19 protein-coding genes and 3 pseudogenes are annotated in these 26,791 nt (G+C 43.5%); 15 read left to right on the top strand and 7 right to left on the bottom strand.

Features of this window, described 5'->3' with window-relative positions:
* Positions 1 to 13: 13 nt before the first annotated feature.
* The 3 genes from glmM to recJ are packed head-to-tail and all read left to right on the top strand — an operon-like array spanning position 14 to position 3,714.
* Positions 14 to 1,345, top strand: coding sequence for a phosphoglucosamine mutase (glmM, locus tag MKI85_RS04710; protein WP_241625461.1), 1,332 nt, complete (start codon positions 14 to 16; stop codon positions 1,343 to 1,345).
* 11 nt (positions 1,346 to 1,356) lie between these two features.
* Positions 1,357 to 2,013, top strand: a complete 657-nt coding sequence (pdxH, locus tag MKI85_RS04705; RefSeq protein ID WP_241625459.1) for a pyridoxamine 5'-phosphate oxidase — start codon at positions 1,357 to 1,359, stop codon at positions 2,011 to 2,013.
* On the top strand, positions 2,014 to 3,714 hold the full coding sequence (recJ, locus tag MKI85_RS04700; protein ID WP_241625457.1) for a single-stranded-DNA-specific exonuclease RecJ: 1,701 nt from the start codon (positions 2,014 to 2,016) through the stop codon (positions 3,712 to 3,714).
* Positions 3,715 to 3,764: 50 nt separating this feature from the next.
* On the opposite strand, the gene MKI85_RS04695 is transcribed toward recJ, so the two are convergent.
* Positions 3,765 to 4,541 carry a putative porin gene (locus tag MKI85_RS04695; protein ID WP_241625456.1) on the bottom strand — a complete coding sequence of 259 codons (777 nt, stop codon included), beginning with the start codon at positions 4,539 to 4,541 and terminating at the stop codon, positions 3,765 to 3,767.
* 948 nt (positions 4,542 to 5,489) lie between these two features.
* On the opposite strand from MKI85_RS04695, the gene prfB reads away from it, so the two are divergent.
* From prfB to MKI85_RS04670, 5 genes are all read left to right on the top strand, one after another.
* A protein-coding gene (prfB, locus tag MKI85_RS04690) for a peptide chain release factor 2 (RefSeq protein WP_241625453.1) occupies positions 5,490 to 6,585 on the top strand; the annotation gives its coding sequence in 2 pieces (ribosomal slippage) (positions 5,490 to 5,561 and positions 5,563 to 6,585; 1,095 coding nt in all).
* A 141-nt stretch (positions 6,586 to 6,726) separates the two neighbouring features.
* A complete protein-coding gene (locus MKI85_RS04685) occupies positions 6,727 to 7,026 on the top strand; it encodes an ArsR/SmtB family transcription factor (protein ID WP_241625452.1) in 300 nt (99 codons plus the stop codon).
* A gap of 25 nt (positions 7,027 to 7,051) precedes the next feature.
* Positions 7,052 to 8,131 carry an alkene reductase gene (locus tag MKI85_RS04680; RefSeq protein WP_241625450.1) on the top strand — a complete coding sequence of 360 codons (1,080 nt, stop codon included), beginning with the start codon at positions 7,052 to 7,054 and terminating at the stop codon, positions 8,129 to 8,131.
* A gap of 98 nt (positions 8,132 to 8,229) precedes the next feature.
* Positions 8,230 to 9,510 (top strand): 3-deoxy-D-manno-octulosonic acid transferase, encoded by a 1,281-nt coding sequence (locus MKI85_RS04675; RefSeq protein WP_241625448.1) that lies wholly within the window; start codon positions 8,230 to 8,232, stop codon positions 9,508 to 9,510.
* Between the two features lie 217 nt (positions 9,511 to 9,727).
* Entirely contained in the window at positions 9,728 to 10,435 is a 708-nt protein-coding gene (locus MKI85_RS04670; protein WP_241625445.1) for a 16S rRNA (uracil(1498)-N(3))-methyltransferase, read from the top strand.
* Here the strand turns inward: MKI85_RS04670 and MKI85_RS04665 are convergent.
* Both MKI85_RS04665 and MKI85_RS04660 read right to left on the bottom strand, forming a co-directional pair.
* Positions 10,415 to 11,338 (bottom strand): mechanosensitive ion channel family protein, encoded by a 924-nt coding sequence (locus tag MKI85_RS04665; RefSeq protein ID WP_413351731.1) that lies wholly within the window; start codon positions 11,336 to 11,338, stop codon positions 10,415 to 10,417. The genes MKI85_RS04670 and MKI85_RS04665 overlap by 21 nt on opposite strands.
* A 158-nt stretch (positions 11,339 to 11,496) precedes the next feature.
* Positions 11,497 to 12,078 carry a DUF805 domain-containing protein gene (locus tag MKI85_RS04660; RefSeq protein ID WP_241625442.1) on the bottom strand — a complete coding sequence of 194 codons (582 nt, stop codon included), beginning with the start codon at positions 12,076 to 12,078 and terminating at the stop codon, positions 11,497 to 11,499.
* Positions 12,079 to 12,370: 292 nt separating this feature from the next.
* Here MKI85_RS04660 and acs point away from each other — a divergent pair, with 292 nt between their 5' ends.
* A complete protein-coding gene (gene acs / locus MKI85_RS04655; protein WP_241625440.1) occupies positions 12,371 to 14,314 on the top strand; it encodes an acetate--CoA ligase in 1,944 nt (647 codons plus the stop codon).
* A 222-nt stretch (positions 14,315 to 14,536) separates the two neighbouring features.
* Positions 14,537 to 14,861: pseudogene (locus MKI85_RS16950) on the top strand (hypothetical protein).
* Positions 14,862 to 15,035: 174 nt separating this feature from the next.
* Here MKI85_RS16950 and MKI85_RS04645 read toward each other — a convergent pair.
* Together MKI85_RS04645 and msuE are read right to left on the bottom strand one after the other, a co-directional pair.
* Positions 15,036 to 15,158: pseudogene (locus MKI85_RS04645) on the bottom strand (dimethylsulfone monooxygenase SfnG); the annotation flags it as partial.
* Positions 15,159 to 15,293: 135 nt separating this feature from the next.
* The gene (gene msuE / locus MKI85_RS04640) at positions 15,294 to 16,028 is read right to left on the bottom strand and encodes an FMN reductase (RefSeq protein ID WP_241625438.1); all 735 of its coding nucleotides are present in this window, start codon (positions 16,026 to 16,028) and stop codon (positions 15,294 to 15,296) included.
* Between the two features lie 368 nt (positions 16,029 to 16,396).
* Between msuE and MKI85_RS04635 the strand changes: the two genes are divergently transcribed.
* Positions 16,397 to 17,047: a response regulator gene (locus tag MKI85_RS04635; protein WP_241625436.1), complete on the top strand. Its 651-nt coding sequence runs from the start codon at positions 16,397 to 16,399 to the stop codon at positions 17,045 to 17,047.
* A 65-nt stretch (positions 17,048 to 17,112) separates the two neighbouring features.
* Here the strand turns inward: MKI85_RS04635 and MKI85_RS04630 are convergent, their stop codons facing one another.
* Together MKI85_RS04630 and MKI85_RS04625 are read right to left on the bottom strand one after the other, a co-directional pair.
* Complete coding sequence (locus tag MKI85_RS04630) at positions 17,113 to 17,880, bottom strand: peroxisomal membrane protein PEX14 (protein WP_241625435.1); 768 nt, start codon at positions 17,878 to 17,880, stop codon at positions 17,113 to 17,115.
* A 435-nt stretch (positions 17,881 to 18,315) separates the two neighbouring features.
* Positions 18,316 to 21,807 carry a hybrid sensor histidine kinase/response regulator gene (locus tag MKI85_RS04625; RefSeq protein ID WP_241625434.1) on the bottom strand — a complete coding sequence of 1,164 codons (3,492 nt, stop codon included), beginning with the start codon at positions 21,805 to 21,807 and terminating at the stop codon, positions 18,316 to 18,318.
* 185 nt (positions 21,808 to 21,992) lie between these two features.
* On the opposite strand from MKI85_RS04625, the gene MKI85_RS04620 reads away from it, so the two are divergent.
* The 4 genes and pseudogenes from MKI85_RS04620 (at position 21,993) to MKI85_RS04605 (ending at position 26,776) form a co-directional block, all read left to right on the top strand.
* Complete coding sequence (locus MKI85_RS04620; RefSeq protein ID WP_161932894.1) at positions 21,993 to 22,325, top strand: DUF485 domain-containing protein; 333 nt, start codon at positions 21,993 to 21,995, stop codon at positions 22,323 to 22,325.
* A gap of 1 nt (position 22,326) precedes the next feature.
* Entirely contained in the window at positions 22,327 to 24,042 is a 1,716-nt protein-coding gene (locus tag MKI85_RS04615; protein ID WP_241625432.1) for a cation acetate symporter, read from the top strand.
* A 214-nt stretch (positions 24,043 to 24,256) separates the two neighbouring features.
* Positions 24,257 to 24,653, top strand: a pseudogene (locus MKI85_RS04610) (ion channel).
* A 152-nt stretch (positions 24,654 to 24,805) separates the two neighbouring features.
* A complete protein-coding gene (locus MKI85_RS04605) occupies positions 24,806 to 26,776 on the top strand; it encodes a BCCT family transporter (RefSeq protein ID WP_241625430.1) in 1,971 nt (656 codons plus the stop codon).
* Positions 26,777 to 26,791 lie beyond the last annotated feature (15 nt).

The following is a 26,791-nucleotide window of genomic DNA, read 5'->3' as shown; positions in this document are numbered from 1 at the left end:
AAGTGAGTAAAACATGAGTTATTTTGGCACAGATGGTATTCGAGGAAAATTTGGAGAATTACCAATTACGCCTGAATTTGCACTAAAGTTAGGATTTGCTGCAGGTAAAGTGCTTAAAAAAAATACGCAAAAAAATAAACCGATTGTGGTACTGGGTAAAGATACTCGTTTATCAGGTTATATTTTGGAAGCAGCGTTACAAGCTGGGTTGAATGCGGCTGGGGTGTATGTGCATTTATTGGGGCCATTACCGACGCCTGCGATTGCTCACTTAACGCGTGCCTTACATGCCAGCTTAGGGATTGTGATTTCCGCTTCGCATAATCCGTATTTTGATAACGGCATTAAATTCTTTTCCAGTGAAGGTAAAAAGTTACCTGATGAATTACAAGAAGCGATTAATCAAGAACTAGAAAATGAGTTGTTGATTGAAGACACGGCTAACTTGGGTAAAAGTGTGCGTGTCAAAGACGCCAATGGTCGTTATATCGAATTCTGTAAATCGACTTTCCCATACCATTATGATTTGTCAGATTTAAAAATTGTGGTGGACTGTGCCAATGGTGCTGCCTATAACGTGGGGCCTGCTGTTTTTCAAGAACTCGGGGCAAAAGTTATAGCGTTGTTTAACAAACCCAATGGCTTAAATATTAATCAGGACTGTGGTTCAACCCATCCTGAAAGTTTACAAAAAGCAGTGCTTGAACATGCTGCGGATGTGGGGATTGCCTTTGATGGTGATGCAGACCGCGTGATTATGGTCGATCGCAACGGTGAACAAATCACAGGTGATCATATTCTGTATATTTTGGCGACACAAGCCAGCAAAAAAACAGCTGGAATTGTGGGTACCGTCATGAGCAATATGGCGTTGGAGCTGGCACTTAAACAGGCAGACGTGCCATTTGTGCGTGCCAAAGTGGGTGACCGTTATGTATTGCAAGCCCTTGAAGAAAACCAGTGGGTGACTGGTGGTGAGCCGTCAGGTCATATTTTAACGCTGGATAAGAGCACGACAGGTGATGCGATTATTGCAGCATTACAGGTGCTTACGGTGATGGTCGAGCAGAAAAAGGCGCTGCATGAATTGGTTGCCGATTTTAAACTGTTCCCGCAAGTGCTGGTGAATGTGCGTTTAGAGCAAATGATCGACCCGTATTCCAACCCAGCAATGGTGGCTGAATTTGAAAAAGCTGAAGCCCAACTGGCAGGACGTGGACGACTGTTGATTCGTAAGTCAGGCACTGAGCCTGTGATTCGGGTCATGGTAGAAGGTGATCAACTCGAAGAAGTGACTACATTGGCGAATCATCTCGCGGATGTGGTTCGTACCCAAGCTGCTTAAGGAATGATGCAATGAGCGATTTAATTAAAGATTTAAGTGAATTGCGTTTGAGTTACCAAAAAGGCGAATTGCTGGAATCAGAAGTGGAGCAGCATCCCCATGAGCAATTCCTGAATTGGTTCAATATGGCTTTAGAGGCGCGCTTGCACGAACCTTATGCCATGTATTTGGCGACTGCCAACAGCCAAGGACGTCCACATGTGCGTACCGTGCTGTTACGTGGCGCAACCGAAGCAGGCTATGACTTCTACACCAATTATGACAGTCAAAAAGGCTTAGATCTGGTAGAGAACCCTTATGCTGAGTTGTTGTTTTACTGGCCTGAACTCGAACGTCAAGTGCGTGTTAGTGGTCGAGTCGAAAAAATTTCGGAAGATGAGGCAACAGCATATTACTTGAAGCGTCCACGTGACAGTCAAATTGCCGCGCATATTAGTACGCCACAAAGTGGTGTGATTGCCAGTCGTGATGAACTACAGCAACGCTTCCAGCGTTTGCAAGATCAGGTTGCTGAGCAAGCAGAACTGGAAAAACCAGCGTTCTGGGGCGGTTATCGTTTGCAGCCAGATTATTATGAATTTTGGCAAGGGCGTCCAAATCGTTTACATGACCGTCTCAGTTATGAAAGAATCGAAGGCATATGGAAATTACAACGACTCATGCCGTAAATGACGCAAATACAAATTAAGCAACGACCTTATCTAACACGCCCTGAAAATTTTCAGGGCGTGCCAATTTTTATTGCACAAATTTTGGCGCGCCGAGGTGTGGAATCGGAACAAGAACTCGAATTAAAACTCAAGCATTTATTACCGCCAAATTTAAAAGGGCTTGCGCAGGCAGTTGAATTACTGGATCAAGCGATTGATCAGCATAAAAAAATCGTGATCGTGGGGGATTATGATGCCGATGGTGCCACCAGTACCGCTTTAATGATTTTGGTATTGCGTGAGATGGGGGCTCAGGTGGACTATCTTGTGCCAGACCGTTTTAAATATGGTTATGGTCTAACCCCTGCAATTGCAGATTTGGCTTCTTCCAAGTTTCAACCTGAAGTTCTGGTGACTGTTGATAATGGCATTTCCAGCCATGCTGGTGTGGCTCAAGCACAAGCCTTGGGGATGCAAGTGGTGATTACCGACCATCATTTGACGACTAAAGAGACGCCTGCTGCCGAAGCAGTGGTGAATCCCAATCAAATAGGCTGTGAATTTCCAAGTAAAGCTTTGGCAGGAGTGGGGGTTGCATTTTATTTGCTGGCAAATTTGTGTAGTCGTCGAGCCCAGCAAGGTAAATCCAGTGCCAAGATGGCGCAATATCTGGATTTGGTGGCTTTGGGTACTTATGCCGATGTCGCAGCACTGGACTATAACAACCGTATATTGGTGGATGCAGGCGTTAAACGCATTCAGCAACAGCAATGCCGTGTCGGCATCTCGGCTTTATTGGACATTGCGGGACGTGATGCAGCACAACTCAAGGCTCAGGATTTAGGTTTTGTGTTAGGTCCACGGATTAATGCCGCTGGACGCATGGAAACCATGGACATTGGCATTGAATGCTTATTGGCAAAGGATTACAGCAGCGCCTATGCTTTGGCACAGCAGCTGAATCAGCTCAATGTAGAACGTCGTCAAGTCGAAACGCAAATGAAGCAGGATGCCCTAACTGCTTTGGCAGAGTTCAAGCTAGAAGCGACAGAAACACCAGCTGCCTTAATTCTATTTGAGCCACATTGGCATCAAGGGGTGATTGGTATTGTGGCGGGACGTTTAAAAGAACAGTTCCATCGACCTGCGATTGTGTTTGCTGCTGCTGAAGATGGTGAACACATTAAGGGCTCTGCACGATCGATTGAAGGCATTCATATTCGAGATGCGATTGAAACAGTGGCGGAGCAATTTCCACACTTGGTCAGTCATTTTGGGGGACATGCCGCTGCGGCAGGCTTGACCATCAAGAAACAGCATTTTGATGAATTTAAACAGCAATTTGTTCAGCTGATTCAAACTATGGATGAAGCTTTGTTTCAAGCGACTTTATGGACGGATGGTGTTTTACCAAGCGAAGCGTTGAATTTAGATACCGTTCATCTGTTGCAGCATTTGACCCCTTGGGGGCAAAAATTTCCAGCCCCAATTTTTGAAGGGCAATTTCAAGTGCTGGATTATCGCTGGTTAAAGGATTTACATTTGAAATTAAGATTGGCGTTAGATAATGGTCAAGTGGTGGATGCAATTGCCTTTAATGCAGCAGATAAATTTCAATTTGATCCGATGCAATCCTCTATTCATTTGGTATATGAATTAGAGCAGAACAGTTTTAATGGTCAGGTCAGTCTACAGTTGAGAATTTTGCATTTGCAATAATAAAAAAACCGCTGAATTCAGCGGTTTTTTGTAGTTAAAGCTTGGGCAAATTAGAAGCGGTATTTCGCAGCTACACCAAATTTGTTGTAGTCATTGTTACCGACTTCACCAAAACCAACACGACCTTCAAGGCTGACTTGCGGGGTAAAGAATTTACGTGCATTCACGCCAAATTCGTTTACATCGCTGAGGTCGTTGCTGTAATAGTCTGCACCGACACTGAAGCTTTTATCAATGAAGTAGTCCGCAGCAAGATTGTACTCATCTAGGTCACCAAAAGAAGCACCAGCTTCAAGGTTGATGTCTTTACCATTGCTAAGTTGAGTCACATATTTTGCACGGACTGTTGGGTCTACGCCATCATTGTCGTCATTGTCATAGCCCTTAAGACCAGCAGCTACCAAGAAACCTGGTGCAGGTAAGTAACCGACTTCAGCACTGTAAAGTGTCGTGTCAAAATCTGGACCATAACGATGTTCTACATCTTGACGACCAATGTTACCACTCAAGTAGAAATCTGAGTTCGGTACGAAGAATTCAACACCAGCACCGTAGTTATTGACTTCGTCATCACCGACTTCGTTATAGGCATAGTGTGCATTGACATTGCTGGCACGGTCTAAGAATGCCGCTTCTGCTAAAGGTGCGTTACGCGTTTGCACAGGATTGAAGTAATAAGTACCATCTACACCAAAAGAGCCGCTTGAGCTGCCGTTATCCGGATCGATTAGTCCAGCAGAGCCACCGATTTCTGCTTGGTATGCGTGTGCTGTTCCAGTCATTGCAACGACAGAGAATAGCGCTGAAGCAATTGCTAATTTTTTCATGGAAATGACCCCTCTGAAATTTGGCTTAAATAAATTAATTTTTTGTTACACTTTTAGTCTAGGGCAAAACAAAAAAGCGTCAACAGCTTGAAGGTTACGGATTTGTGTCGAGCGTAATATTGTGTAATGAATGTATTTTAAATATTTGATATATATAAAATATAATAATTGTAGTGATTTATTAAAATTGTGGATTTTCTATGAATAGCATAGTTTTTTGTGGATAAAACGACGAAATTGTAAGCAGAAAATATATAGCAGCATATCTAAGAGTATCTTTGTTGTCGCAAAGATTAAGGATGAAAAACTTAGAAGCGTCATGTGGTATTCATGCTGAAAGCTTACGGATCATCCTTAAGATTAACCCTGCCAGCAACAGCAAAGTTCGGATTGAAGAAAGAGTTAGAGCATGCAGAGCAGATGTCGAGATCTTCGTCCCTACCATCCTTATGTGATATGCCGACCCTAAGAGAGATACAGGATCAAAATCACCATTGGCGATGAAAAGGAGATGATCAACATCAGCTCAAGCAGTATTGTCTTCTAGATTTAGGAATTGCCCTTGAACAACGGAGGAGACAGCTGGGTTGTGAATACTCAACAGTGATCCTCAAGCTCAGCTTTTTTTGACCGCAATTGATAAGAGTCGCAAGGAGAAAGCGAGAACTTTAGACAGTGTGGTTATGCTGAGCTGAGCATATACAGCTTGATTCAGCAATGAATTTTTGCCATGACAAGGCTAAAGTAGAAAGTGCTTTTTAGAACAAACTGTTCCACCGTATCAGTCATATCATCGTCACGGTCAAAATAGCCAAATGCTGTATCAGTGGTTGTAAAATCTAGCCGTGCCTTCAATTCCGAATTACCTGCGGTGGCTAAAAATCTATAAATGCTCTGTGCTATAATTGAGGGCTATTTAAGCTAATTATTGATTTGAGAGTCGCTCCCGTGGAAATTAATCCTTATTTAAACCAATTAAAAGATTTAAACGACCGTGGTCAAACACTACGGGGGTATCTTTGACTACGATCTGAAAAAAGAACGCCTAGAAGAAGTTCTGCGTGAATTAGAAGATCCTGCGATTTGGAATGACCAGAGCCGCGCACAGGCAATGGCGAAAGAAAAAGGCGAACTCGAAAACGTTTTAAACGTGTTGGATGGTTTGGCTACCCAACTTGAAGATGCACAGGCGATGTTGGATTTGGCAGTTGAAGCCGATGATGAAAGCTTGTTGGAAGATGTGCAATCTGAATTAAGTTCTGCCGAAGAAGAACTGGCAAAACTTGAATTCCGCCGCATGTTCAGTAACCCAATGGATCCGAATCCATGTTATGTGGAAATTCAGGCAGGTTCAGGGGGTACAGAAGCACAAGATTGGGCATCAATGTTGTTGCGTATGTATATGCGTTGGATTGAGCGTCACGGCTTTAAAGCTGAGTTGATGGAAGAATCGGACGGTGATGTTGCTGGGATTAAGTCGGCAACCATTCGCGTGGAAGGTGAATATGCCTATGGTTGGTTACGTACCGAGTCGGGTGTACACCGTTTAGTGCGTAAGTCGCCATTTGACTCGGGTAACCGCCGTCATACTTCATTCTCTGCGGTATTTGTATCGCCAGAAGTCGATGACAACATTGAGATTGATATCAATCCAGCGGATGTCCGTACCGATACTTACCGAGCTTCGGGTGCGGGTGGTCAGCACATTAACAAAACCGACTCTGCGGTCCGTTTAACGCATGCGCCTACAGGGATTGTAGTGGCGTGCCAGAACCAGCGTTCACAACATGCCAACCGTGACCATGCATGGAAGCAGTTGCGTGCGAAGTTGTATGAGCTGGAAATGAGCAAACGTAACGAAGCTGCGCAAGCGCTTGAAGATTCAAAGTCTGATATTGGTTGGGGCAGCCAGATTCGTTCATACGTTTTGGATGACTCACGCATTAAAGACTTACGTACTGGCGTTGAAAACTCGAATACGGGTGCAGTCTTAGATGGTGACCTTGATAAATTTATTGAGGCGAGCTTAAAGCAAGGCTTATAAGTTAAGCATCATCAGTAACTTAGCCAAGTTTGATGCAGTTTTTTACAATATATCTAAAATATTCGATATTAAAATCGATAAAATGCGATATATTAAAGAAAAGCTGAATCAAGCTTGTGCCTGATTGAACGTGTCTGGACTATGGATATTGATTTAATTTTTAAAGCATTGGCGAATCCAACGCGTCGACAAATACTAGAATGGCTGAAACAGCCAGAACAGTTTTTATCGGCTGAAGAATGCGGTGGCTTTAAGCGCGGCGTATGTGCAGGACACATAGAGCGTTTGGGTAAAGTGTCGCAATCGACCATGTCGAATCACCTCTCCGTACTCCAGCAAGCCGGTTTAATTCAAGTGGAAAAATACGGACAGTGGTCTTATTTTTCTCGCAACGAAGCCTTGATTCAGCAATATATCGATCATTTAAAACATTCACTCTAAGTCTATTGTGAATATTGAGGCGACTATGGCTGAGTTAAGCACCCCTTTACGTTTGGGCGATTTAGAATTAAAAAACCGTGTCATCATGGCACCTTTAACCCGCAGCCGTGCGACCGTTGACCGTGTACCAACGGCAATGATGGCGGAATATTACGCACAGCGTGCCAGCAGTGGTTTAATTATTTCTGAAGCGACGGTGATTTCAGAAGAAGCCAATGGTTATCTGAATACCCCTGGGTTATTTAATGAGGCTCAGGTTGAAGGCTGGAAGCAGGTGACTCAGGCGGTTCATGAAAAAGACGGTTTAATTGTGGCGCAATTATGGCATGTGGGTCGTGTCTCGCATCCTGATTTGCTCAAGGGTGAAACCCCTGTTTCAGCCAGTAATGTACAGCAAAAAGGCTATGTCAGTTTATTGCGTCCAAAACGTGAATATGTAGCTCCACGTCCCTTAGCAATTGCTGAAATTCAAGAGGTGATTGAGCAGTTCAAGCAAGCGGCAATTCGTGCCAAAGCAGCAGGTTTTGATGGTGTTGAATTACATGCAGCCAATGGTTACTTGATTGACCAGTTCCTGCAAAGTTCTACCAACTTACGTGATGACCAGTATGGTGGCAGTGTAGAGAATCGTGCACGTTTGTTGTTAGAAGTGGTCGATGCGCTGATTGAAGTGTGGGGTGCAGGTCGTGTGGGTGTGCATTTGGCACCACGTGGTGATGAGCATGACATGGGCGATGCGAATCCACGTGAAACCTTCGGTTATGTACTAGAAGAATTGGGTAAACGTCATATTGCCTTCTTCTTTACCCGTGAATATCTGGCAGATGACAGTATCAGCGCCTATATGAAACAGCGTTCAGGTGGTGTGCCTTATATTGCCAATATGCGTTTAAGCCGTGAAGATGCGATTGATTTATTGGCAACCGGTCAGGCAGATGGCGTATCTTTTGGTAAAGCCTATATTGCCAATCCAGACTTATATGAACGTTTATTACAAGATGCTCCGTTAAATGAGCTGAAGTTGGAAACCATGATTGGCACGGATGTCGCTGAAGGCTATATTGATTACCCAACTTTAACTGAAATGGAAACAGCAACGGTTTAAATTGCTTTTCCACAAAATTCACGACAAGATAACAGCGCAATTTATCCAATGTGGTAAATTGCGCTGTTTTATTGTAGATCATTCTTTGGAGCACGTATTTGGCTACTCCTTTTTGGTATAACGCAGCACTTGCAATCATTAAACCGCTGTATCAATGGCGAATTAAAAAACGTGCGCATGATATCGAAGCTTACCAACAAGAATGTCTAGAGCGTTTTGGTCCATTTCAAAATCCTAAAAATTTAAACACCATTTGGTTTCATACAGTTTCAGTCGGTGAGACCAATGCAGCACAACCCTTAATCGAGCATTATTTAAAACAAGGTCATTCAGTTTTGGTGACCAATACCACCAAGACAGGACAGGCACGTGCCAAGTCCTTATTTGATAAAGCGCCGTATCAAGCCTTGTTTCAAGCGGTGTATTTACCTGCGGATCAAAAGCATTTGATGCAGGCGTTTTTTCAGAAATATCAGCCTAAGATTTTGATTTTAGTTGAAACAGAATTATGGCCCAACCTGATTGATCAGGCGCAGGCATTTCAGGTTTCCACAATTTTAGTCAATGCACGCCTTTCGGAAAAATCGGCACAGGGCTATGCCAAAGTGTCAGGTTTAACCCAAGCCATGCTGAAGGGGCTGAATCAGTTATTGGCTCAGGATGAGGCAACGGCACAGCGCTTTATCCAACTCGGTGCGGCCCAGTCGGTGACGCAGGTGATCGGTAGTATCAAGTTTGATATTCATGCTCCAGAGCAATTTGTACAACAGGCAGTACAGCTCAAACAAGATTGGCAATTGGCTGGTCGAAAGATGATTACCATTGCCAGTACACATGCGCCTGAAGAACAAAAATTACTCAGTGCGTTACAGCCTTACTTACAGCAACATCCTGAGCTACTATGTATTGTGGTACCACGTCATCCAGAGCGTTTTGATGAAGTGTATCAGATCGCACAAAGTCTGAATTTAAAGACCAGCAGACGAAGTCAGCATCAACCTGTACAGGCAGACACTCAAGTCTTTCTGGCGGACAGTATGGGTGAACTGTGGTTATGGTATGCCTTAAGTCAGGTGTGTTTTGTCGGTGGTTCACTGAATGAGCCAGGTGGTGGACACAATATTCTTGAGCCGATTGCTCTAAATGTTCCGACCGTCTTGGGGAAAAACTATTTTAATTTCCAAACCATTGTGGATGAATTTGTCCAAGCCGATGCGGTCAAAGTTGTTGACAGTGCAGAACAGGCAGCAGTGGTGCTGATGCAGTTGCTGGAAAATATTGCACAAGCGCAACAGTTGAATCAAGCGGCACAGCAGATTATGCAGCTGAATAAAGGCTCTTTGGATAAGCATATTCAGGTGATTGATGGCTATTTATAAAACTTGAATAAATGAGTTGGTCACAACCGCAAATACTGTGGATTCAGTTGATGCCTTTGTGTAGGAGATTCCGACTTTTCAGAGATGAAAAGTAGCAAAAATCTTTTACGGTGCTGAGGTACGTCCTGTACCTCAGCACCGCGGGCGACATCCCAGTCGCCCATCATGTCTGCCTCTATCGGCTGAGCCTTCGTTTTGGAAATTTTCTGTATTTACTATGAATATCGTTCTCTTAGACCCACGCCAAACTGAATCCGAAGTGTGGTCCATTACTTCCAGTCGCCAGCTCGAACATTTGCAAACTCATGTCAATGTACAGGTTGGAGATCGTTTAAAAGTCGGGATCAGGGCTGGAAAACGTTATTTAACGGAAGTCTTGGCAGTGAGTGAACGTGTTATCCAGCTGCGTCCGATTCAGGAAGAAGCTGTCCCTGCTAAATTGCCTGTGACTTTAATTGTGGCGATGCCACGCCCCAAAGTATTGCGCCGTTTAATCATGGATAGCGTGACCATGGGCGTGGAAAAAATCGTGTTGCTGCATAGTTATCGGGTCGATAAAAGCTATTGGCAAACGCCTTTTTTACAGCAAATTGATCAATATGTGACTTTGGGGCTAGAGCAGGCAGGCGATACTATTGCACCAAACATTGAAATCTATAAACGTTTTAAACCTTTTGTCGAAGATGTGCTACCGATGTGGATTAGTCCTGAAAAGCCTGCTTATGTAGCCCATCCTTATGCCGACATGAACATGCCGCATGCAATAGAGCATGCCTGTACTTTGCTGATTGGTCCTGAAGGCGGTTTTATTCCCTATGAGATTGATCTGCTCGAAAAAAACGGCTGCCAAGCAGTCAGCTTAGGCAACCGAATTTTAAGAACGGAAACCGCAATTTCCTATGTCTTAGGGCGTCTGTTTGCTTGAGTCTTCAGGCATTAGATAAGGCAAGTTTTGATCACGATGCACTTTTACTTCCTGCACAGGGTAAGGAATGTTGATGTCGTGCGCATTAAAAGCCTGTTTCACTTCGGCCTGAATTTCACTGACCGATGCCGCAATATTGGTTTCTGTGGTATCAATCCACCAACGTACGGTGAGATTCACGGAGAAGTCGGCTAAAGCGCTGACATTTACGGAAAATCCAGGTTGGCTGAGTACATTGCGATTTTTATCTAAAATCGCGTTAATAATGCTTTTGGCTTTCTGCTCATCGTCATCATAGCCAATACCGACCATAAACTCACAACGACGACGTTGATAAGCGGTATTCACCGTAACTGGGCTGGTATATACCGTTGCATTTGGAATCACGATGCGACGACCATCATAAGAGCGTAAAAAGGTCGCACGAATCTGGATATCTTCCACCGTACCTTCCATATTGTTCACCACAATATCATCGCCAATACGGAACGGTTCACCCAGTAAAATCAGGATCCCTGACAACATATTTTGAAAAATATCTTTGAAGGCAAAACCAATCGCGACCGAACCAATCCCTAAGGCACTCATCAGCTGTCCAGGGGTAAAGCCAGGAATGGCAATCACCATGGCAATCAGGAAACCAAAGAAAATAATGACACTGGTGCCGACTCGATTCAGTACCAAGACCAAATTTTGACGGGTATAAGAACGATTTTCCAAAGTTTTACCAATGAAAAACTTAAAAACTTTAGAAAGTAACCAGAAAATAACCAGAACAATCAGGGCGATGCAGAAATAGGGCACGCGCTCCCAAAAACTGTCCATGATTTTATCAATGGTGGTATAGGCATCATTATACTTTGAGGTATGTGCAATTACAGTTGCACCTGCATCATGAATCATTTGCGAGGTACCCTGAGCGACTTCACTCAGGTTATTTGTTTGTTCTGCCACAGGAGATCCGAAACGATTTAAATTTGCCGCTATTTTGCCTGAAAAGCGGCAGAAAGATAACTCAATGCAACCGAAGTTATACAGCTAAACATTGAGGATCAGGAGGGTTAAAAATATTCAGTGCCTTTTTGAATCACTTCCTGTGGCGTTTCTAGCTCACCTGTACCCATCATATAAGAAATGAGACTGCCAGAAGCCATAAAACTCAGCACAAATAAAATAATCATCAGCCATGCCAGAATTTTTTCCCACACTGGGGTCGCACGTGGACCACCATATTGATTCAAGCCGGCAGTCCCTGAAGCCAATAAAATATAGATGGCCATCAAGAAATTGATGAGGGGTATAAACAGTAACAGCAGTAACCAACCTGATTTGTTCAGATCATGCAGGCGGCGGATCACAATCACGAAACTGAAATAAAAATACAGCAGAAAAATTACCCAGAAACCCAGTCCAGCCACGCTTAAAAAAGTTTGTAGGATATTGTTTTCAAGTGAATAGGTGCTGAAATTAAAAATCCCTAAAAATAGACTTAAAGCCAGTGTGGAAAAAAAAGTGATCAGATTGAGAAAACCGCTCCATGCAATCAGGCTTAGCCGTCCGAAACGTCCTTGTGCAGACAAGGGATTATCATTTTGAGGTGCCGCATTGCGAGAGAAAAATGGAGAGGTTTGCGAAGTGCTCATACGCTATTCCAGTGTGGATTCGGTAATGAAATGTTGCATTTTGCAAAAGTATGCATGCGGCATTTCAGGAAAATTATAAGATGATTTCAAACATACAGACACTGATTCATCGAAAGTTTTTTTAGAAGTCGGATTTCATCTTGTGGATTTAATCTGTATAAATAATATACGACCAAAGCATAATTGTAGTGTCTAAAACATAGCCGTAATACTGCTTCAATGCAGCAATAAAAAATCAATAACGTGGCATGGCATCTCGAGATGAGATGAATAAGATCAAGGAAGTATGAATATGAAAGAAGTCTATCCTGTTCCAGAAGAATTTAAAAAAACTGCACGTACCAAGGAAGCAGAATATTTTGAACGTTATCAGCAATCGATTGAACATCCTGAGGATTACTGGGCTGAACAGGCGCATAAACTGGAGTGGATCACACCCTTTACCCAAGTCAAAAATACCAGTTTTGATAAAGAAAATTTTAAAATTGAATGGTTTGCCGATGGTGAATTAAATGTCTGTGCCAACTGTCTGGATCGTCATTTAAAAGAGCATCCGTATAAACCTGCGATTATTTGGGAGGGGGATCATCCTTCACGGCACAAAATTATTTCCTATGTAGAATTACACGATGAAGTTTGTCGCTTTGCCAATGTGCTGAAAAAAAATGGCGTCAAAAAAGGCGATCGTGTGGTGCTGTATATGCCAATGGTCTCTGAAGCGGCCATTTCGATGCTGGCTTGTGCGCGGATAGGTGCTGTGCATTGTGTAGTGTTTGGAGGCTTCTCACCCGATTCTTTGGCGAGTCGTATCGAAGACAGTCAGGCAAAAGTGGTGATTACGGCTGACTCGGGTATGCGCGGTGGCAAACCGATTTTGCTCAAGGCAAATGTCGATGCGGCTTTAACTCTGCCGGGCACGGACTCTGTACAAAATGTGATTGTGGTGCATCGCACAGGCAATCCGATTGAAATGAAACCACAGCGTGATTTGTGGTATCACATGGAAATTATGTCGGTGAATGACATTTGCCCGCCAGAACTGATGAAGGCCGAAGATCCGCTCTTTATTTTGTATACCTCGGGTTCCACCGGTAAGCCTAAAGGGGTGTTACATACCACAGGGGGCTATTTAACCTATGTGAATAGTACTTTTCGTGAAGTTTTTGATTTAAAACAAGATGATATTTTCTGGTGCACCGCAGATGTGGGCTGGATTACCGGACATTCCTATGTAATTTATGGACCACTTTCCAATGGCGCCACCACAGTGATGTTCGAGGGTGTGCCGCAATACCCAAGTTGGGCACGGACGGGACATATAGTCGACAAGCACAATGTCACCATTTTATATACTGCACCAACCGCCATTCGTTCCATGATGCGTGAGGGCGATGCCTTTGTGCGAGAGAGTGATCGCAGTAGTTTGCGCTTATTGGGCTCAGTCGGTGAGCCAATTAATCCTGAGGCATGGAACTGGTATTACACCGTGGTCGGAGAAAGTCGCTGTCCAATTGTGGATACTTGGTGGCAGACCGAAACAGGTGGGATTCTGATTTCACCTTTACCAGGTGCAACCGATTTAAAACCTGGTTCCGCGACGCGTCCTTTATTCGGCATTCAACCGGCATTGGTCGATGCAGAAGGTAAAGAGCTAGAAGGTGAAGCTGAAGGTAATCTGATTATTAAAGATTCTTGGCCAGGGCAAATGCGAACCATTTGGGGGGACCCTGCACGCTTTATCGAAGCCTATTTCTCGACTTATCCGGGCAGTTATTTTACAGGGGATGGTGCTCGACGAGACAAAGATGGCTATTACTGGATTACTGGGCGTGTGGATGATGTACTGAATGTCGCAGGGCACCGTTTGGGTACGGCTGAGATTGAAAGTGCTTTGGTGGCACATGAGTCCGTTGCCGAAGCCGCTGTGGTCGGAATGCCGCATGGCATTAAAGGACAGGGGATTTGTACTTTTGTGACCTTACAAGCGGATGTCGCTGAATCTGAAGAACTTAGAGCAGAACTAGTGGAATGGGTACGAAAAGTCTTGGGACCTGTTGCCACTCCTGATGCCTTGCATTGGGCACCTGCCTTGCCGAAAACCCGTTCGGGTAAAATTATGCGCCGTATTTTAAGAAAAATTGCCGCCAATGAACTAGATAGTTTGGGCGATACCTCAACCTTGGCTGACCCGCAGGTGGTGGAAGTGCTGATTGCTAATGTTTATCCTAAAACATAAGCTCTGGTGTAGTGATATAGGATTGATATTGAATCATGTGAATTGAGTGAGAAGCAGTAGGTTAGGCTGCTTCTCATTGATTTTGTGATTAGATAATTAATTTAACAATCGGTTAAATTTACATATTTATAAGATATTGAAGAGACTGTATAAATTTTAATTTTTAAAGTTGACGTCTTAAATTGAATTCTGTAGATCCTCTTTTTGAGAGGATCTTTTCAAATGATTTTTCAATCGATTTTGACGCAATTCTAAACTCCCTTTTCAGGCACAGATGCCTTCAAACAACTCAAACTTTTTTGTCAGTAAAATATTCCACCTGCGACAGACTCATCAGAACAAGCAGCATTATTTTTAATTTACGGTTTCGTCAAAAAATTACGTTTTACTCTACGAAGATCAAGCGGTCACGCCTGAATTTTCCCAGACGGCCAAACAACAGTTGCTGGCTTATATCTCGCAGCTCAATGAAGCTATTCATGCAAGCGATAAGGGTAATATTTTAGATGCGCTGTATCAGGTAACTTCGGGCTATATGCAAAGATGAGAGTATTTTAGGAAGTCTGGATAATAATACTTTGCACATCTAACAAGGTATTATTTACACGTTCTACTGGGTAAAAAAAAGCCCCTAAGCCGAGCCTTAGGGGAAATTTGGAGTTGCCATTTTATTGTTGTTATCGGTTTGTGTGCGGGTCTAGCAGAGTAATTCTTCAAATATTTAATTAGACCTTGCAGACAATGTTTGCTGGGTTTCAAGTTCACACACCAAGGGCAACGCCTTTGTGCCAAAATATTCAACTTCTTCAATAAAACGTAAGCAGCCTGTCAAAATTAAATCTACTCAGGCTGTGTAAATTCAATGACACTTTGCTTAACGTTACTGACGACCAAGCCACCGCTGACCTTAGGTATCCAATAGGCAAATAAAATATCATTTGCTTGTGTCATGCCGAGATCCTCAGAAAGAATTCAAGATTTAAGCCACATGGCTTTGTGGGGTTTTCTTGGCATGTAAGCGAGATTCTGCTGCATTCAGACTTGGAACAGCTGCTGAAGGCAGAACGTCATCTTGTTCAATTTGCTTGTTAATCCCAAGTGTTTGATTGGCGTGTTGAGATTTTTCTTTCACGACATCTGCACGTTGACCTTTGGCTGGTGCCCATTCCAAAATTGGTAGGGCACGGGCAACGGCTAAGGTAATGCGGTCAAGCAGCAACTCACTTTGAATGGTGTATTCAGGGGTGAAATCACGGTCTGTGGCATATACGCCAATCGGTAAGGTTTGTGCTTGGAAGAAACTGAACAAGGGACGCAATTGGTGTTCAAGTACGAGAGCATGACGGTCACTACCACCCGATGCCGCCAGTAACACAGGTACATCCACCAAAGCCGTTTGTTCGACAAAGTCAAAGAAATGTTTAAACAGACCCGTAAAGGAAGCACGATACACAGGGGTTCCGACAATCAGGGCATCAGCAGCTTCAACCGCAGCCAAATCATCCTGAATACGTTGTGGCAACTGATGACGATAGATTGCGCCACCCAATAAATGCCCAATTTCGCTGAATTTAATAAAATGTACGTTAATCGGGGTCGCATCACCCAATTCATGCAGAATTTCTTGTACTAAAGCTTCGGTTTTAGAGGGTGTATTTAACCCGCCAGATACCGCGACAATATTCAGTGGTTTTTGTTGATGAGAAAATGACATAGCAATGGACCTAAAAGAAGTCTTGGAATGTTTGCTATTTATCATCAACTGCAACGGAGCTGTAAAATAAGGAAAAGCAGATTGATTAGCTGATTTTTAGATATGCCTGAAATTTTCGAGGAAAATAAGATAAATGATATTTAATTTATTGAATTATCGACTTATATTATTTTTGCATAAGTTTTAGAAGTGCTTGAATGAGGTTTATAGAGATTTAAGATTTGTTTTTCATCTTTTTGAAAAAATAGGCACTTATGATTTCCCTATTTTTTGTAGTTATTTTAAAAATAGTTAATATTTGCATATCCTTAATGGCACATGTATGGTTAGAATAAGAATTACTGTGCACTAGATCTCTTACGCTGCTTATGAATATTTTAATCGTTGATGATCATCCGTTGTTTCGTCATGCTTTGATTCAGGCCGTTCGCTATAGCTTACCGCAAGCTCAAATCCATGAGACCGCCGCAGTAAATGAATTTTATGAACGTTTGGAAAAAGGTCCTGAACCTGATTTGGTGTTGCTGGACTTAAATTTACCTGGTGCTTCAGGTTTTTCCGCCTTGGTTCATGTCCGTGCACAATATCCGTCCCTTCCGATCATTGTGGTTTCCGCGCATGAGGAAACTTCAATTATTCAGCGTGCAATTGCACATGGGGCAATGGGCTATATTCCAAAGTCAGCGCATCCGAGCCATATTGGTGAAGCCATTCGCCAAGTCTTAGAAGGTGAAATCTGGTTGCCACCGAATTTACCGACCAATGTTGGTTTTGACCCACGTGCATCAGATGAAACTGAATTGGCAGAGCGTATTCAATCCTTAACGCCACAGCAGTTCCGTGTGTTAATGATGGTGGCAGAAGGTTTGCTGAATAAACAAATTGCCTATGAATTAGATGTTTCAGAAGCGACCATTAAAGCGCATGTCACGGCAATTTTCCGTAAATTGGGCGTACAAAACCGTACTCAAGCGGTACTGGCAATTAATGCTTTGAATATTGATGAAAAGAAAATGTAATTGCATCTTCTGATAAAAATAAAGACCTATAAGAGGTCTTTATTTTTGTCTATTGAAAAGGAAATTTAAGCCAAACAGTCCTGTTTGTACATGGTGTTGTCACAATAAAGTGGGTTTAAGGCACATTCGAGCTCATCAATTTGTTCTTGAGTAATCAAGCCTTTAGATTTTAAGTATTCCGCAACTTGGTCATCTCGTAAACTTAAGAAAGCGGCGTCATAAACACCCAAATCGACAAAGAGTGCGGCTGTTTCTAAACTGTTAAAGCGATCCAGATAAATTTGATTGTCATACATCAGGAAAATGTGATCATAAGGATCATTCACATCGACCATCAGCCAATTTGCCAATTCTACAGGGGGCGTTTTAATAAAGAGAAGCTCAGATAGTTCATCAAATTGAGTGGTGTCCAATTGATCGGCATTGGTTTTGACTTTACCTAGCCATGCTTTGAATACCAAGACTGCACCGCCACGTAGCAGCATGCTCCAAATTTGGTGACGGACAGCAGGACTTAAACTACGCGTTTCAGCCTGTAATACTTGCAGCAATTTTTCTTCTTGCTGCGTCAATTTTTCAAATAGCCCAAGTCCTTGCGGTTTATATTCTGCAGGGGTAAAAACATCAAAATTAAGTTCATCAAAAACTTGCAGTGCCAGTGGTACAGCACTTTGATACAGAGTGTTGAGGGCTTCAACATGGGTCGGGCTAATTTTACTTTGTTCGAAAAGATGGTTCCAATCAATATCGGGCAATAAAGCATTTACACCGTACAGGCGATGAAACTGTTGTGCTTGATGTAAATCATGTGGAACCAGTTCAGAAATATTCATTGAGGTCTCCTAAAGCTTGTGCAATGTGGGCGAGCATTGACAATAGAGCATTGGTCTTTTGAATGTTATTTGCTCGGGGATAGTCCCATTTATGGAAGCTCTGTACTGGAAAATGTATACGACTAAAGTTGTAGATGGTGTTGAATTCGTTATAAACATTAATGAAATGATTGACTTGAGATTTTGTAACTAAGTGTACAACTGTACATTAATGTAACCTGAACGAATCTGCCATAGCCAAAAATCTAAATTGAGCGAATGGCTCCCTATTTTTTTATAATCTGATATTTTTCATGATTTTAATTTTAGAGCGTTTTTTGAAGATGGTTGTGGTGCCAAGCTTTTTGCTGTTACAAGCTGTCTTATTCGACACTTTTCAGCCAAACTGTGTACCCATAAGCTCGGGCACACAGCTGGATCAGGCTGAACATCGAATTAGTCGGTTGAAATTTTCAGACCCGATAACCACGATCTTAGAGAGGCTGGTTTCAATGGTTTTCTTAACAAGACAATATTCAGTTCCTTGAGCGTCTGCGGCAATTCAGGATCAGAATCTGCGGTGATGAGTGCTACAGGCACTTTGTCCTGACGGTTTTGCAGAATAAAGTCTAAGCCCATTTTATTATTATTCAAATGTTGATCCACCAACCAGACCTGAATGTTTTCCTGTTGAATCAATGCTAAAGCTTGTTCAGGTTCCGTTGCCTTAAACACCTGATAGCCCCATTTGGTCAGCAGGGTACTCATGCCTTCCAAAATGGTTTCGTCATTGTCCAAACATAAAATCTTGTAGGCTTTGGTTTTCAGTGGCACGGCTTGCACAGGTGATACAATCACTTTCGGGGCTGCGACCACAGGCACTTCAATCATGAAGCAGGAACCTTTCCCCAGTTCTGAATAAACATGTACAGGATAATCCAGCAGCCCTGTCATGCGTTGCACAATCGCCAGCCCCAGCCCCAAACCTTGTTCGCCCCAAGGTGAAGTATGTCCGCAACGCTCGAACTCTTGGAACAGTTTAATCCGTTGTTCTTCGGCAATGCCTGGACCTGTATCCCAAACGCCAATGCGAATATGCTGTGGTCGCTCCGAAGCACGTAATACACCAACAATGACGCGTCCTTTGGCGGTATAACGCAGCGCATTACTGACAAAGTTTTGAATGATGCGGCGAATCCATTGCGGATCGGTATCAATCCAGAATTGTGCATCATGCACATGCAGTTGAATGCCGCGTTGTGCCGCGATTGATTTGAACTGCAATTCCAAGTCACTGAGCAAGTCATGCAGCGGATAGGCTTGGCGTTTCGGTTGAATGGTGCCGCCTTCTAGACGGGCAATATCCAGCAGGGCAGAGAGCATACTTTCTGCCCCATGCAAGGCGCGGTCTAATTGCTGTAAGGTTTTACGGTCTTCATCGGATTGAACACTTTGCTCCAAGGCGGTACTGAACAAACGTGCCGCATGCATCGGTTGTAATAAGTCATGACTGGCTGCCGCAATAAAGCGGCTTTTCGACATATTGGCTTTATCGGCCTGTTCACGTGCCAACTGTTGTTCGGTCAGTGCATCAGCAAGTTGCTGAGTACGATCTTGTACTCGTGCTTCCAACACAGCTTCATTTTCACGGAAAGCGGTAATGTCGGCAAAGGTGGTGACGAAACCACCGCCTTCAATCGGATTGCCCCGCATTTGAATGACGCGACCATCTTTACGAATGCGCTCAAACTCATGTGCACTGCCAACTTTCATCCAGTGAATCCGTTTACGCACATGTTCTTCAATTGAACCTGGACCACATTCGCCACGCTCTGCGTTATATCGAATTAAATCGGCAATCGGGCAGCCGACATAGACTAAATCTTTTGGATAATCGAACAGAACAAGATATTGATTATTCCACGCCACCAAACACATATTTTCATCGACCACACTCACGCCTTGGGTCATGTGGTCAATCATGGTCATAATCAGGTTCTGATTAAAACGTTGCCATTGCGAGGCCTGGTCCAGAATATTGGCGACCTGTCCAAGTGCCAAACCATTGTTGACCATGGCAGTGGTTAATAAGGTTCGTGCAGAAGCTGCACCAATGGTGCCTGCTAAATATTGTTCGGTAAAACGCCACCACATGCCATTGGCACTGCTGTTGGCATTCAGCACCACGTTGTTTTGCTGACAGAATTGATCAAAGGCTCGTGTGGTCGGACCTTCTCCTGTAATACGTTTGGCAAGGGTAATCAGATCGGCAACTTTTAAACGTGCCATATCATGGTGTAAATAGCTAATTTCAGATGAACTGCTTTGCGCAGGCAGTGGTTTGGTTTCGTAATAGAAAAAGCTTTCTGCCTGAATTTGTTCCGCAATGCTTGGTCGGAAAATATGAGAAATCCAGATATACAGCAGGGTGTTCAAGCCAAGCGCCCAAATTACACCATGGGTTAAGGGGGCAAAAGATTCAAAGCCGAGCAAGGCTTCTGGACGTAGCCAATTCATGCCTAATGGACCATGCAACAAGAATTGCATGGTCATCGTGGTGTAGTCGTCAGGCAAGCTACGCAGGATGGTTGGCAGCAGAAGGGTATAAGCCCACATGATAAAACCGACAATTAGCCCCGCATAAACCCCTTGTTTACTACCACCACGCCAGTACAAACCACCAATCAGGGCAGGGGCAAATTGTGCTACAGCACTAAAAGCCAATAAGCCAAATACCGAGAGTTGGTCAATGTCATTAAAGAAGTGGAAGAATAAAAAGCCCAACAGCATGACGGCTAAAATACAAACCCGACGGGTAAATTTCAACATCAACGGCATGCGTTTATCATGTCTTGAGAGTAAATTGAAACGCCATAGGGCAGGCATAATCAGGTCATTACTCAACATAATTGATAAAGCGACTGAGGAGACCAATAGCATGCCTGTCGAGGCAGAGAACCCCCCCAAGAACGCTAAAATGGTCAGCCAGTCTTGCTCATAACTGATGGGTAATGAGAGTACAGCAACATCGGGAATGGCCAAATACTCAGGTGCGGCATGCAATGCCCAGCTGGCAATCGGGATAATGGCTAAGGTGGTTAGAATTAAATAAATGGCAAACCAGCGACGCGCGCCACGAATATGTTTTTCATCACGGAGTTCGACCACGGCAACGTGAAATTGTCGCGGCAGGCAGATAATGGCTAAGGCTGCTAACAGCGTTTGCACCCAGAAGGTTTCAGGTACGCCAAAAAGCTGTACATCTTTAAAGGTCTTGGCAACATCGTTTGAAATTTGCCCCAAATTCGTGGGTTCGGCAAACATAAAGAAAATGGCGACGCAGAGTAAAGCAAATAGTTTGACGAAGGATTCAAATGCTACCGCCAGCATTAAGCCACCGTGTTGTTCGGTATTGGCGATTTGGCGCGTACCAAAAATCATGGCAAGAATGGCTAAAATGCCCGTCAGGAACAGTACACTATTGGTGGTGCTTTCCAGTCCTGTATTTTGTTGCAATATGACCGTGGCACTGAGGGCAATCGCGCGCAGTTGTAATGCCAAATAAGGAATAATCGCAATCACTGCCAGAATGGTGACCAGAGATGCCAAAGGACCACTTTTACCATAGCGTGCAGCCATAAAGTCTGCGATGGAGGAAATGGCATGGTGCTGGCGGACCCGACCCAATCTGCGCCAAATGTCATAACCCACGGCAACAAAGAGCAGCGGACCTAAATAAATCGGGAGAAAAATAATGCCTTCGCGTACCGCAGCACCCGTGGCACCATAAAAAGTCCATGAAGAACAGTAGACACCTAAAGTTAAACTAAACAGCAGCATCCGTCCGCGAGTGCTCAGCCGGCTAGCGTGCTTCTCCCCATAGAAGGCGCAAATAAAAAGTATTACGATGTAAAGGGCGAGAACGCCAATAATAAGCCAACTGTTCATAATGCCGAATGGTCCCGAGTTACGGGCTTATCATAGCCTATTCAGGTTGGTGTCAGTCTGATTTGATTAAAATTTAACGACCAAAGTCTAAATTACAAGAACCCTACAACATTGTTAAGTTTGTATACGAAATAATTCCAATTAAAAAATGCGTCTATGGCTGGGCGCTTCACAGGAGCAAGATTATGGATGAGGTTCAGGTAAACCAAATTCTAGAAAATCCCAAATTTAAGGAAATGGTCAGTAGAAAAAGTTCATTGAGCTGGTCGCTGACCGCAGTGATGTTATTTGTTTATGTAGGCTTCATGCTTTTAGTCGGCTACAACAAAGAGTTTTTATTAAGTTCATTTGGCGGTGGCGTGACCACAATTGGTATTCCATTGGGTCTCGGCATTATCGTCTTATCATTCGTACTTTGTGGTGTGTATTCCTACATCGCCAACAACAAATTAGATGGTTTGACTGAAGAAGCTTTGCGGGAAGTAGAAGCAATCGCTCATGAAAAAGGACAACACTAAGATGAAATGGAATTCAATGAAGGCGAAAGCAGTTGCTGCATCGTCGCTCATGCTGTCAAGCATGGCGTTTGCGGGTCCAGATTTAGGTGAAGCGCAACAACAAGCGACCAACTGGCACGCCATTATCATGTTCGTGATTTTTGTGGGCTTTACCCTATTCATTACTAAATGGGCAGCGAAGCAAACTACCAGCGCACAAGATTTCTATACAGCGGGTGGCGGTATTTCAGGTTTCCAAAATGGTTTGGCGATTGCGGGTGACTATATGTCAGCAGCATCGTTCCTGGGTATTTCCGCATTGGTGTTCAGCTCAGGTTTTGACGGCTTACTTTACTCGCTTGGTTTCATGGTGGGCTGGCCAATCGTATTGTTCTTAATTGCAGAACGTTTACGTAACTTGGGTAAATACAACTTGTCTGACGTGGTTTCATTCCGTTTGGACGAGAAACCAGTACGTACCTTGGCGGCATTCAGTTCATTGGTTGTGGTGGCGTTCTACCTGATTGCTCAAATGGTGGGTGCGGGTCAGTTAATCAAACTCCTGTTCGGTTTGAACTATAACATTGCGGTGGTTGTGGTTGGTCTCTTGATGATGGCTTACGTAATCTTCGGTGGGATGTTGGCAACGACTTGGGTACAGATTATTAAAGCTGTGTTATTGCTTAGCGGTGCAACTTTCATGGCCTTCATGGTAATGAAAAATGTGGGCTTCAGCTTTGCGAACATGTTTGAACAATCAATTGCTGTATTCAGTAAAGTACATGACATGAGCCTTGAAGATGCTGCTCACATTATGGGACCAGGTAAACTTGCTGCGAACCCGATTGATGCCGTATCTCTTGGTTTGGGTTTAATGTTTGGTACAGCAGGTCTTCCTCACATCTTAATGCGTTTCTTCACAGTTAAAGATGCGAAAGAAGCACGTAAATCAGTTGTTGTAGCAACAGGTTTCATTGGTTATTTCTACTTATTAACTTTCATCATTGGTTTCGGTGCGATCTTGTTTGTTTCAAACAACCCACAGTTCATTGATGTTGCAAAAATGGCAGTGACTGGCAAGCTTGAGCTTGTTGGCGGTAACAACATGGCAGCGGTTCACTTGTCTGATGCATTGGGCGGTGACTTGTTCATGGGCTTCATTTCAGCAGTCGCATTCGCAACAATTCTTGCGGTTGTAGCTGGTTTGACATTGTCTGGCGCTTCAGCAATTTCACATGACTTGTATGCAAACGTATTCAAGAAAGGTCAAACAACGCCTGAATCTGAACTTCGTATGTCTAAAATCGCAACTTTAGTATTGGCGATTTTCGCAATGATCCTCGGTATTTTGTTCGAGAAACAAAACGTCGCGTTCATGGTGGGCTTGGCATTCGCAGTTGCGTGCTGTGCAAACTTCCCAATCCTTGTATTGTCAATGTTCTGGAAAGGTTTAACGACTCGCGGTGCAGTGATTGGTGGTTTGGCTGGTTTGATCAGTGCGGTGACGTTAATCGTACTATCTAAAGCAGTATGGGTAGATACATTACATATCTCTGATACACCAGTGTTTGGTTTCAACAGCCCAACATTGTTCTCTATGCCACTTGCATTCTTCTGCTGCTGGTTCTTCTCTGTGACAGATAACTCTGCGCGTGCGAAAGCAGAACGCAAAGCATTCGATGCACAGTATGTACGCTCTATGACTGGTGTTGGTATTTCAGGCGCATCTGATCACTAATTCTAGTTCATGACAATAAAAAAGCCCCAAGTGGGGCTTTTTTATTGTCTGCTTTTAAGCAACACCGAGGCTTAAGGAAGTAATTATGGGCTAGACCAATAGTCACAAATACGCTACAACAGAAGCAGAATAAAAATGAAGCATCGGTATTTGGATAGTACTGAAACAAAAAAACTGTGTCATACCGTGCTATCAATCAATGGGAGAGAAGCCTATGCAAGTGCTCATCGACTTCTGGAAAGGATTTCGCTTATTGCCTTCTGCATGGTTGCTCTTGGTTCAATTCTGTATGTTATGGCTGTCCATGATTGGTCATCACAGTTTGTCTTATCGGGCATTTATGTGGTGTCTGGGAGTACTGGCTTTATTAATTATTGCCAAACAGTTTTCAAAGTCCCACCACAGGTTTACAGTCATGGCAGAATTTATTGTTTCTGAGTTTTAGTTTGCAGTCTGCGACAGGTCTGTCTGACATTATGCCAACCAGTCCAGCAGCACGTATTTTAGCCATGTTACAAATGTTTTGTGGGGTGATGTATTTGGCGTTAATCGTTTCTCGACTGATTGCCCTTCAGTACATTCGGCATGCGCCAAGACAGCAAGAAAAATAGTTACAGGAATTGCACTGCCTTGTTTTGCGGCATAAATTATCATGATCAAGAATTGTTAAATTTTAAACATTCATCTTTTACTCTTTATAAGACTCGCGAATAAACCTGATTGGTTTCATCTTTACATTATTAAAAATCTTCTGGGGGAAATCATGCCTTCCACAAAGACGTCTCCGTTTGCCAATGTCAAACGGAATGTATTTTTAAGTACAGTCATCATCATTGCACTGTTTTTGGCTTTAATTCTGTTCGATCCAAGCGGATTTGAAGCGTTAACCAAACATTTGAATCAATGGATTATTGATTCATTTAGCTGGTTCTATGTCTTAGCCGTTGCCTTTTTTTTGATTCTGCTGATTTTCATTGCCATGTCGGGTATGGGAAAAATCAAACTGGGTCCCGATCATAGTACGCCTGAATACAGTAAAAGTTCGTGGTTTGCGATGCTGTTCACTGCAGGGATGGGTATTGGCTTGATGTTCTTCGGGGTTGCCGAGCCTGTCATGCATTATGTCAGTCCACCGACTGGGGAAGGAGAGACTTTAGCTTCGGCACAGCAAGCCATGCGGATTACCTTCTTCCATTGGGGGCTGCATGCATGGGCCATTTATGCCTTGGTGGGGCTATCTTTGGCGTATTTTTCTTTTCGGCATAATCTACCGCTCAAAGTCCGTTCTGCTTTATATCCGCTGGTCGGTAAAAAAATCTATGGTCCTGTTGGAGATGCCGTCGATACCTTTGCGACCATAGGCACTATTTTCGGGGTGGCAACAACGCTTGGTTTTGGGGTGACCCAAATCAATTCAGGATTGAATTATCTCTTTGGGATTCAGCAGAGCATTGGTATTCAGGTTGGACTAATTGTCTTTGTGACTTTTTTAGCCTCTTTGTCCGTGGGTTTTGGTCTGGATAAAGGCATTAAGCGCTTGTCGGAACTAAATCTGATTCTGGTCTTGCTGCTGTTATTGTTTGTCTTTTTCTGTAGCTCAACCATCTATATTTTACAGACCACCATTCAAAATGCAGGGCAATACGTTTCTAACTTATTTACCATGACCTTTAATTTATATGCCTATCAACCGAATGGTTGGATTGGCGGCTGGACCATTATGTATTGGGCATGGTGGATTTCATGGTCACCTTTTGTCGGCATGTTCATTGCGCGTGTGTCACGCGGACGCACCATTCGGGAATTTATTGTCGGAGTACTCTTTATTCCGACAGGATTTACCTTAATCTGGATGGGCTTTATGGGCAATGCGGCCTTGTTCAGCATTATTCAGGACGGGCAAAGTTCATTGATTACTGCAGTACAGCAAGACTCTTCGGTTGCCCTGTTTGAATTTTTAACGCATCTGCCTTTTGCGCAAGTATCGAGTCTAATTGCGACAGTCTTGGTGGTACTTTTCTTCGTGACCTCTGCCGATTCGGGTTCTCTGGTGATTGATTATCTGACCGCAGAAAGTGAAAACTCACCGTTATGGCAGCGTTTGTTCTGGACTGTGCTGATTGCATTGCTTTCCATTATCTTATTGATCGCAGGCGGTTTGGCTGCATTACAGTCCGCCACCATTATGAGTGCTTTGCCCTTTACTTTAATTATGCTATTGGTGTGCTGGGGGTTGGTCAAAGCCTTAAGGCTAGATTTGACCAAAATGAATGCTTTGCAGGATGCTCGAATTACACCGCGTGCAATCCAAAACCCGCGCAGTTGGCAACAGCGTTTGGGACTCATCATGCATTATCCGCATACCCAGCAAGAGATTGAGCAGTTTATTCAACAAACTGTGCAGCAAGCATTTTCTCAAGTACAAAAGGAATTTGAGCGCCGTGATTTAGAAGTCAGTATTCAGCCGATTGAGGATGGTTTACGCTTACGTGTTGATCATCACAATGAGATTAACTTCATTTATCAAGTGGTTTCACGTGAAACTCAACCGCCCAGTTTTATGGCAGATACGTTGGCACAAGATCAGCCGTTCTATCAGGCAGAAGTTTGTTTGCGAGAGGGTGGGCAGAATTATGATGTGATGGACTGGACCATTGAAGACTTATTACAGGATATTATTGATCAATATGAGCGACATCTTTACTTCTTAAATTTGGTGCGTAGCCCAAGCTAACAGCAACAATAAAAA

Origin of the sequence: Acinetobacter zhairuonensis (assembly GCF_022601715.1) — a bacterium.
GTDB lineage: Bacteria > Pseudomonadota > Gammaproteobacteria > Pseudomonadales > Moraxellaceae > Acinetobacter.
The sequence above is the reverse complement of the archived record's forward strand: the minus strand, read 5'-3'. Positions and strand labels throughout refer to the sequence as shown.

What these genes read in the sequence shown, in the direction of transcription:
- glmM (WP_241625461.1), top strand. Translation starts at nt 14, where the DNA reads ATGAGTTATTTTGGCACAGATGGTATTCGAGGAAAATTTGGAGAATTA.
- pdxH (WP_241625459.1), top strand. Translation starts at nt 1,357, where the DNA reads ATGAGCGATTTAATTAAAGATTTAAGTGAATTGCGTTTGAGTTACCAA.
- recJ (WP_241625457.1), top strand. Translation starts at nt 2,014, where the DNA reads ATGACGCAAATACAAATTAAGCAACGACCTTATCTAACACGCCCTGAA.
- MKI85_RS04695 (WP_241625456.1), bottom strand. Translation starts at nt 4,541, where the DNA reads ATGAAAAAATTAGCAATTGCTTCAGCGCTATTCTCTGTCGTTGCAATG.
- MKI85_RS04685 (WP_241625452.1), top strand. Translation starts at nt 6,727, where the DNA reads ATGGATATTGATTTAATTTTTAAAGCATTGGCGAATCCAACGCGTCGA.
- MKI85_RS04680 (WP_241625450.1), top strand. Translation starts at nt 7,052, where the DNA reads ATGGCTGAGTTAAGCACCCCTTTACGTTTGGGCGATTTAGAATTAAAA.
- MKI85_RS04670 (WP_241625445.1), top strand. Translation starts at nt 9,728, where the DNA reads ATGAATATCGTTCTCTTAGACCCACGCCAAACTGAATCCGAAGTGTGG.
- MKI85_RS04665 (WP_413351731.1), bottom strand. Translation starts at nt 11,338, where the DNA reads ATGATTCATGATGCAGGTGCAACTGTAATTGCACATACCTCAAAGTAT.
- MKI85_RS04660 (WP_241625442.1), bottom strand. Translation starts at nt 12,078, where the DNA reads ATGAGCACTTCGCAAACCTCTCCATTTTTCTCTCGCAATGCGGCACCT.
- acs (WP_241625440.1), top strand. Translation starts at nt 12,371, where the DNA reads ATGAAAGAAGTCTATCCTGTTCCAGAAGAATTTAAAAAAACTGCACGT.
- msuE (WP_241625438.1), bottom strand. Translation starts at nt 16,028, where the DNA reads ATGTCATTTTCTCATCAACAAAAACCACTGAATATTGTCGCGGTATCT.
- MKI85_RS04635 (WP_241625436.1), top strand. Translation starts at nt 16,397, where the DNA reads ATGAATATTTTAATCGTTGATGATCATCCGTTGTTTCGTCATGCTTTG.
- MKI85_RS04630 (WP_241625435.1), bottom strand. Translation starts at nt 17,880, where the DNA reads ATGAATATTTCTGAACTGGTTCCACATGATTTACATCAAGCACAACAG.
- MKI85_RS04625 (WP_241625434.1), bottom strand. Translation starts at nt 21,807, where the DNA reads ATGAACAGTTGGCTTATTATTGGCGTTCTCGCCCTTTACATCGTAATA.
- MKI85_RS04620 (WP_161932894.1), top strand. Translation starts at nt 21,993, where the DNA reads ATGGATGAGGTTCAGGTAAACCAAATTCTAGAAAATCCCAAATTTAAG.
- MKI85_RS04615 (WP_241625432.1), top strand. Translation starts at nt 22,327, where the DNA reads ATGAAATGGAATTCAATGAAGGCGAAAGCAGTTGCTGCATCGTCGCTC.
- MKI85_RS04605 (WP_241625430.1), top strand. Translation starts at nt 24,806, where the DNA reads ATGCCTTCCACAAAGACGTCTCCGTTTGCCAATGTCAAACGGAATGTA.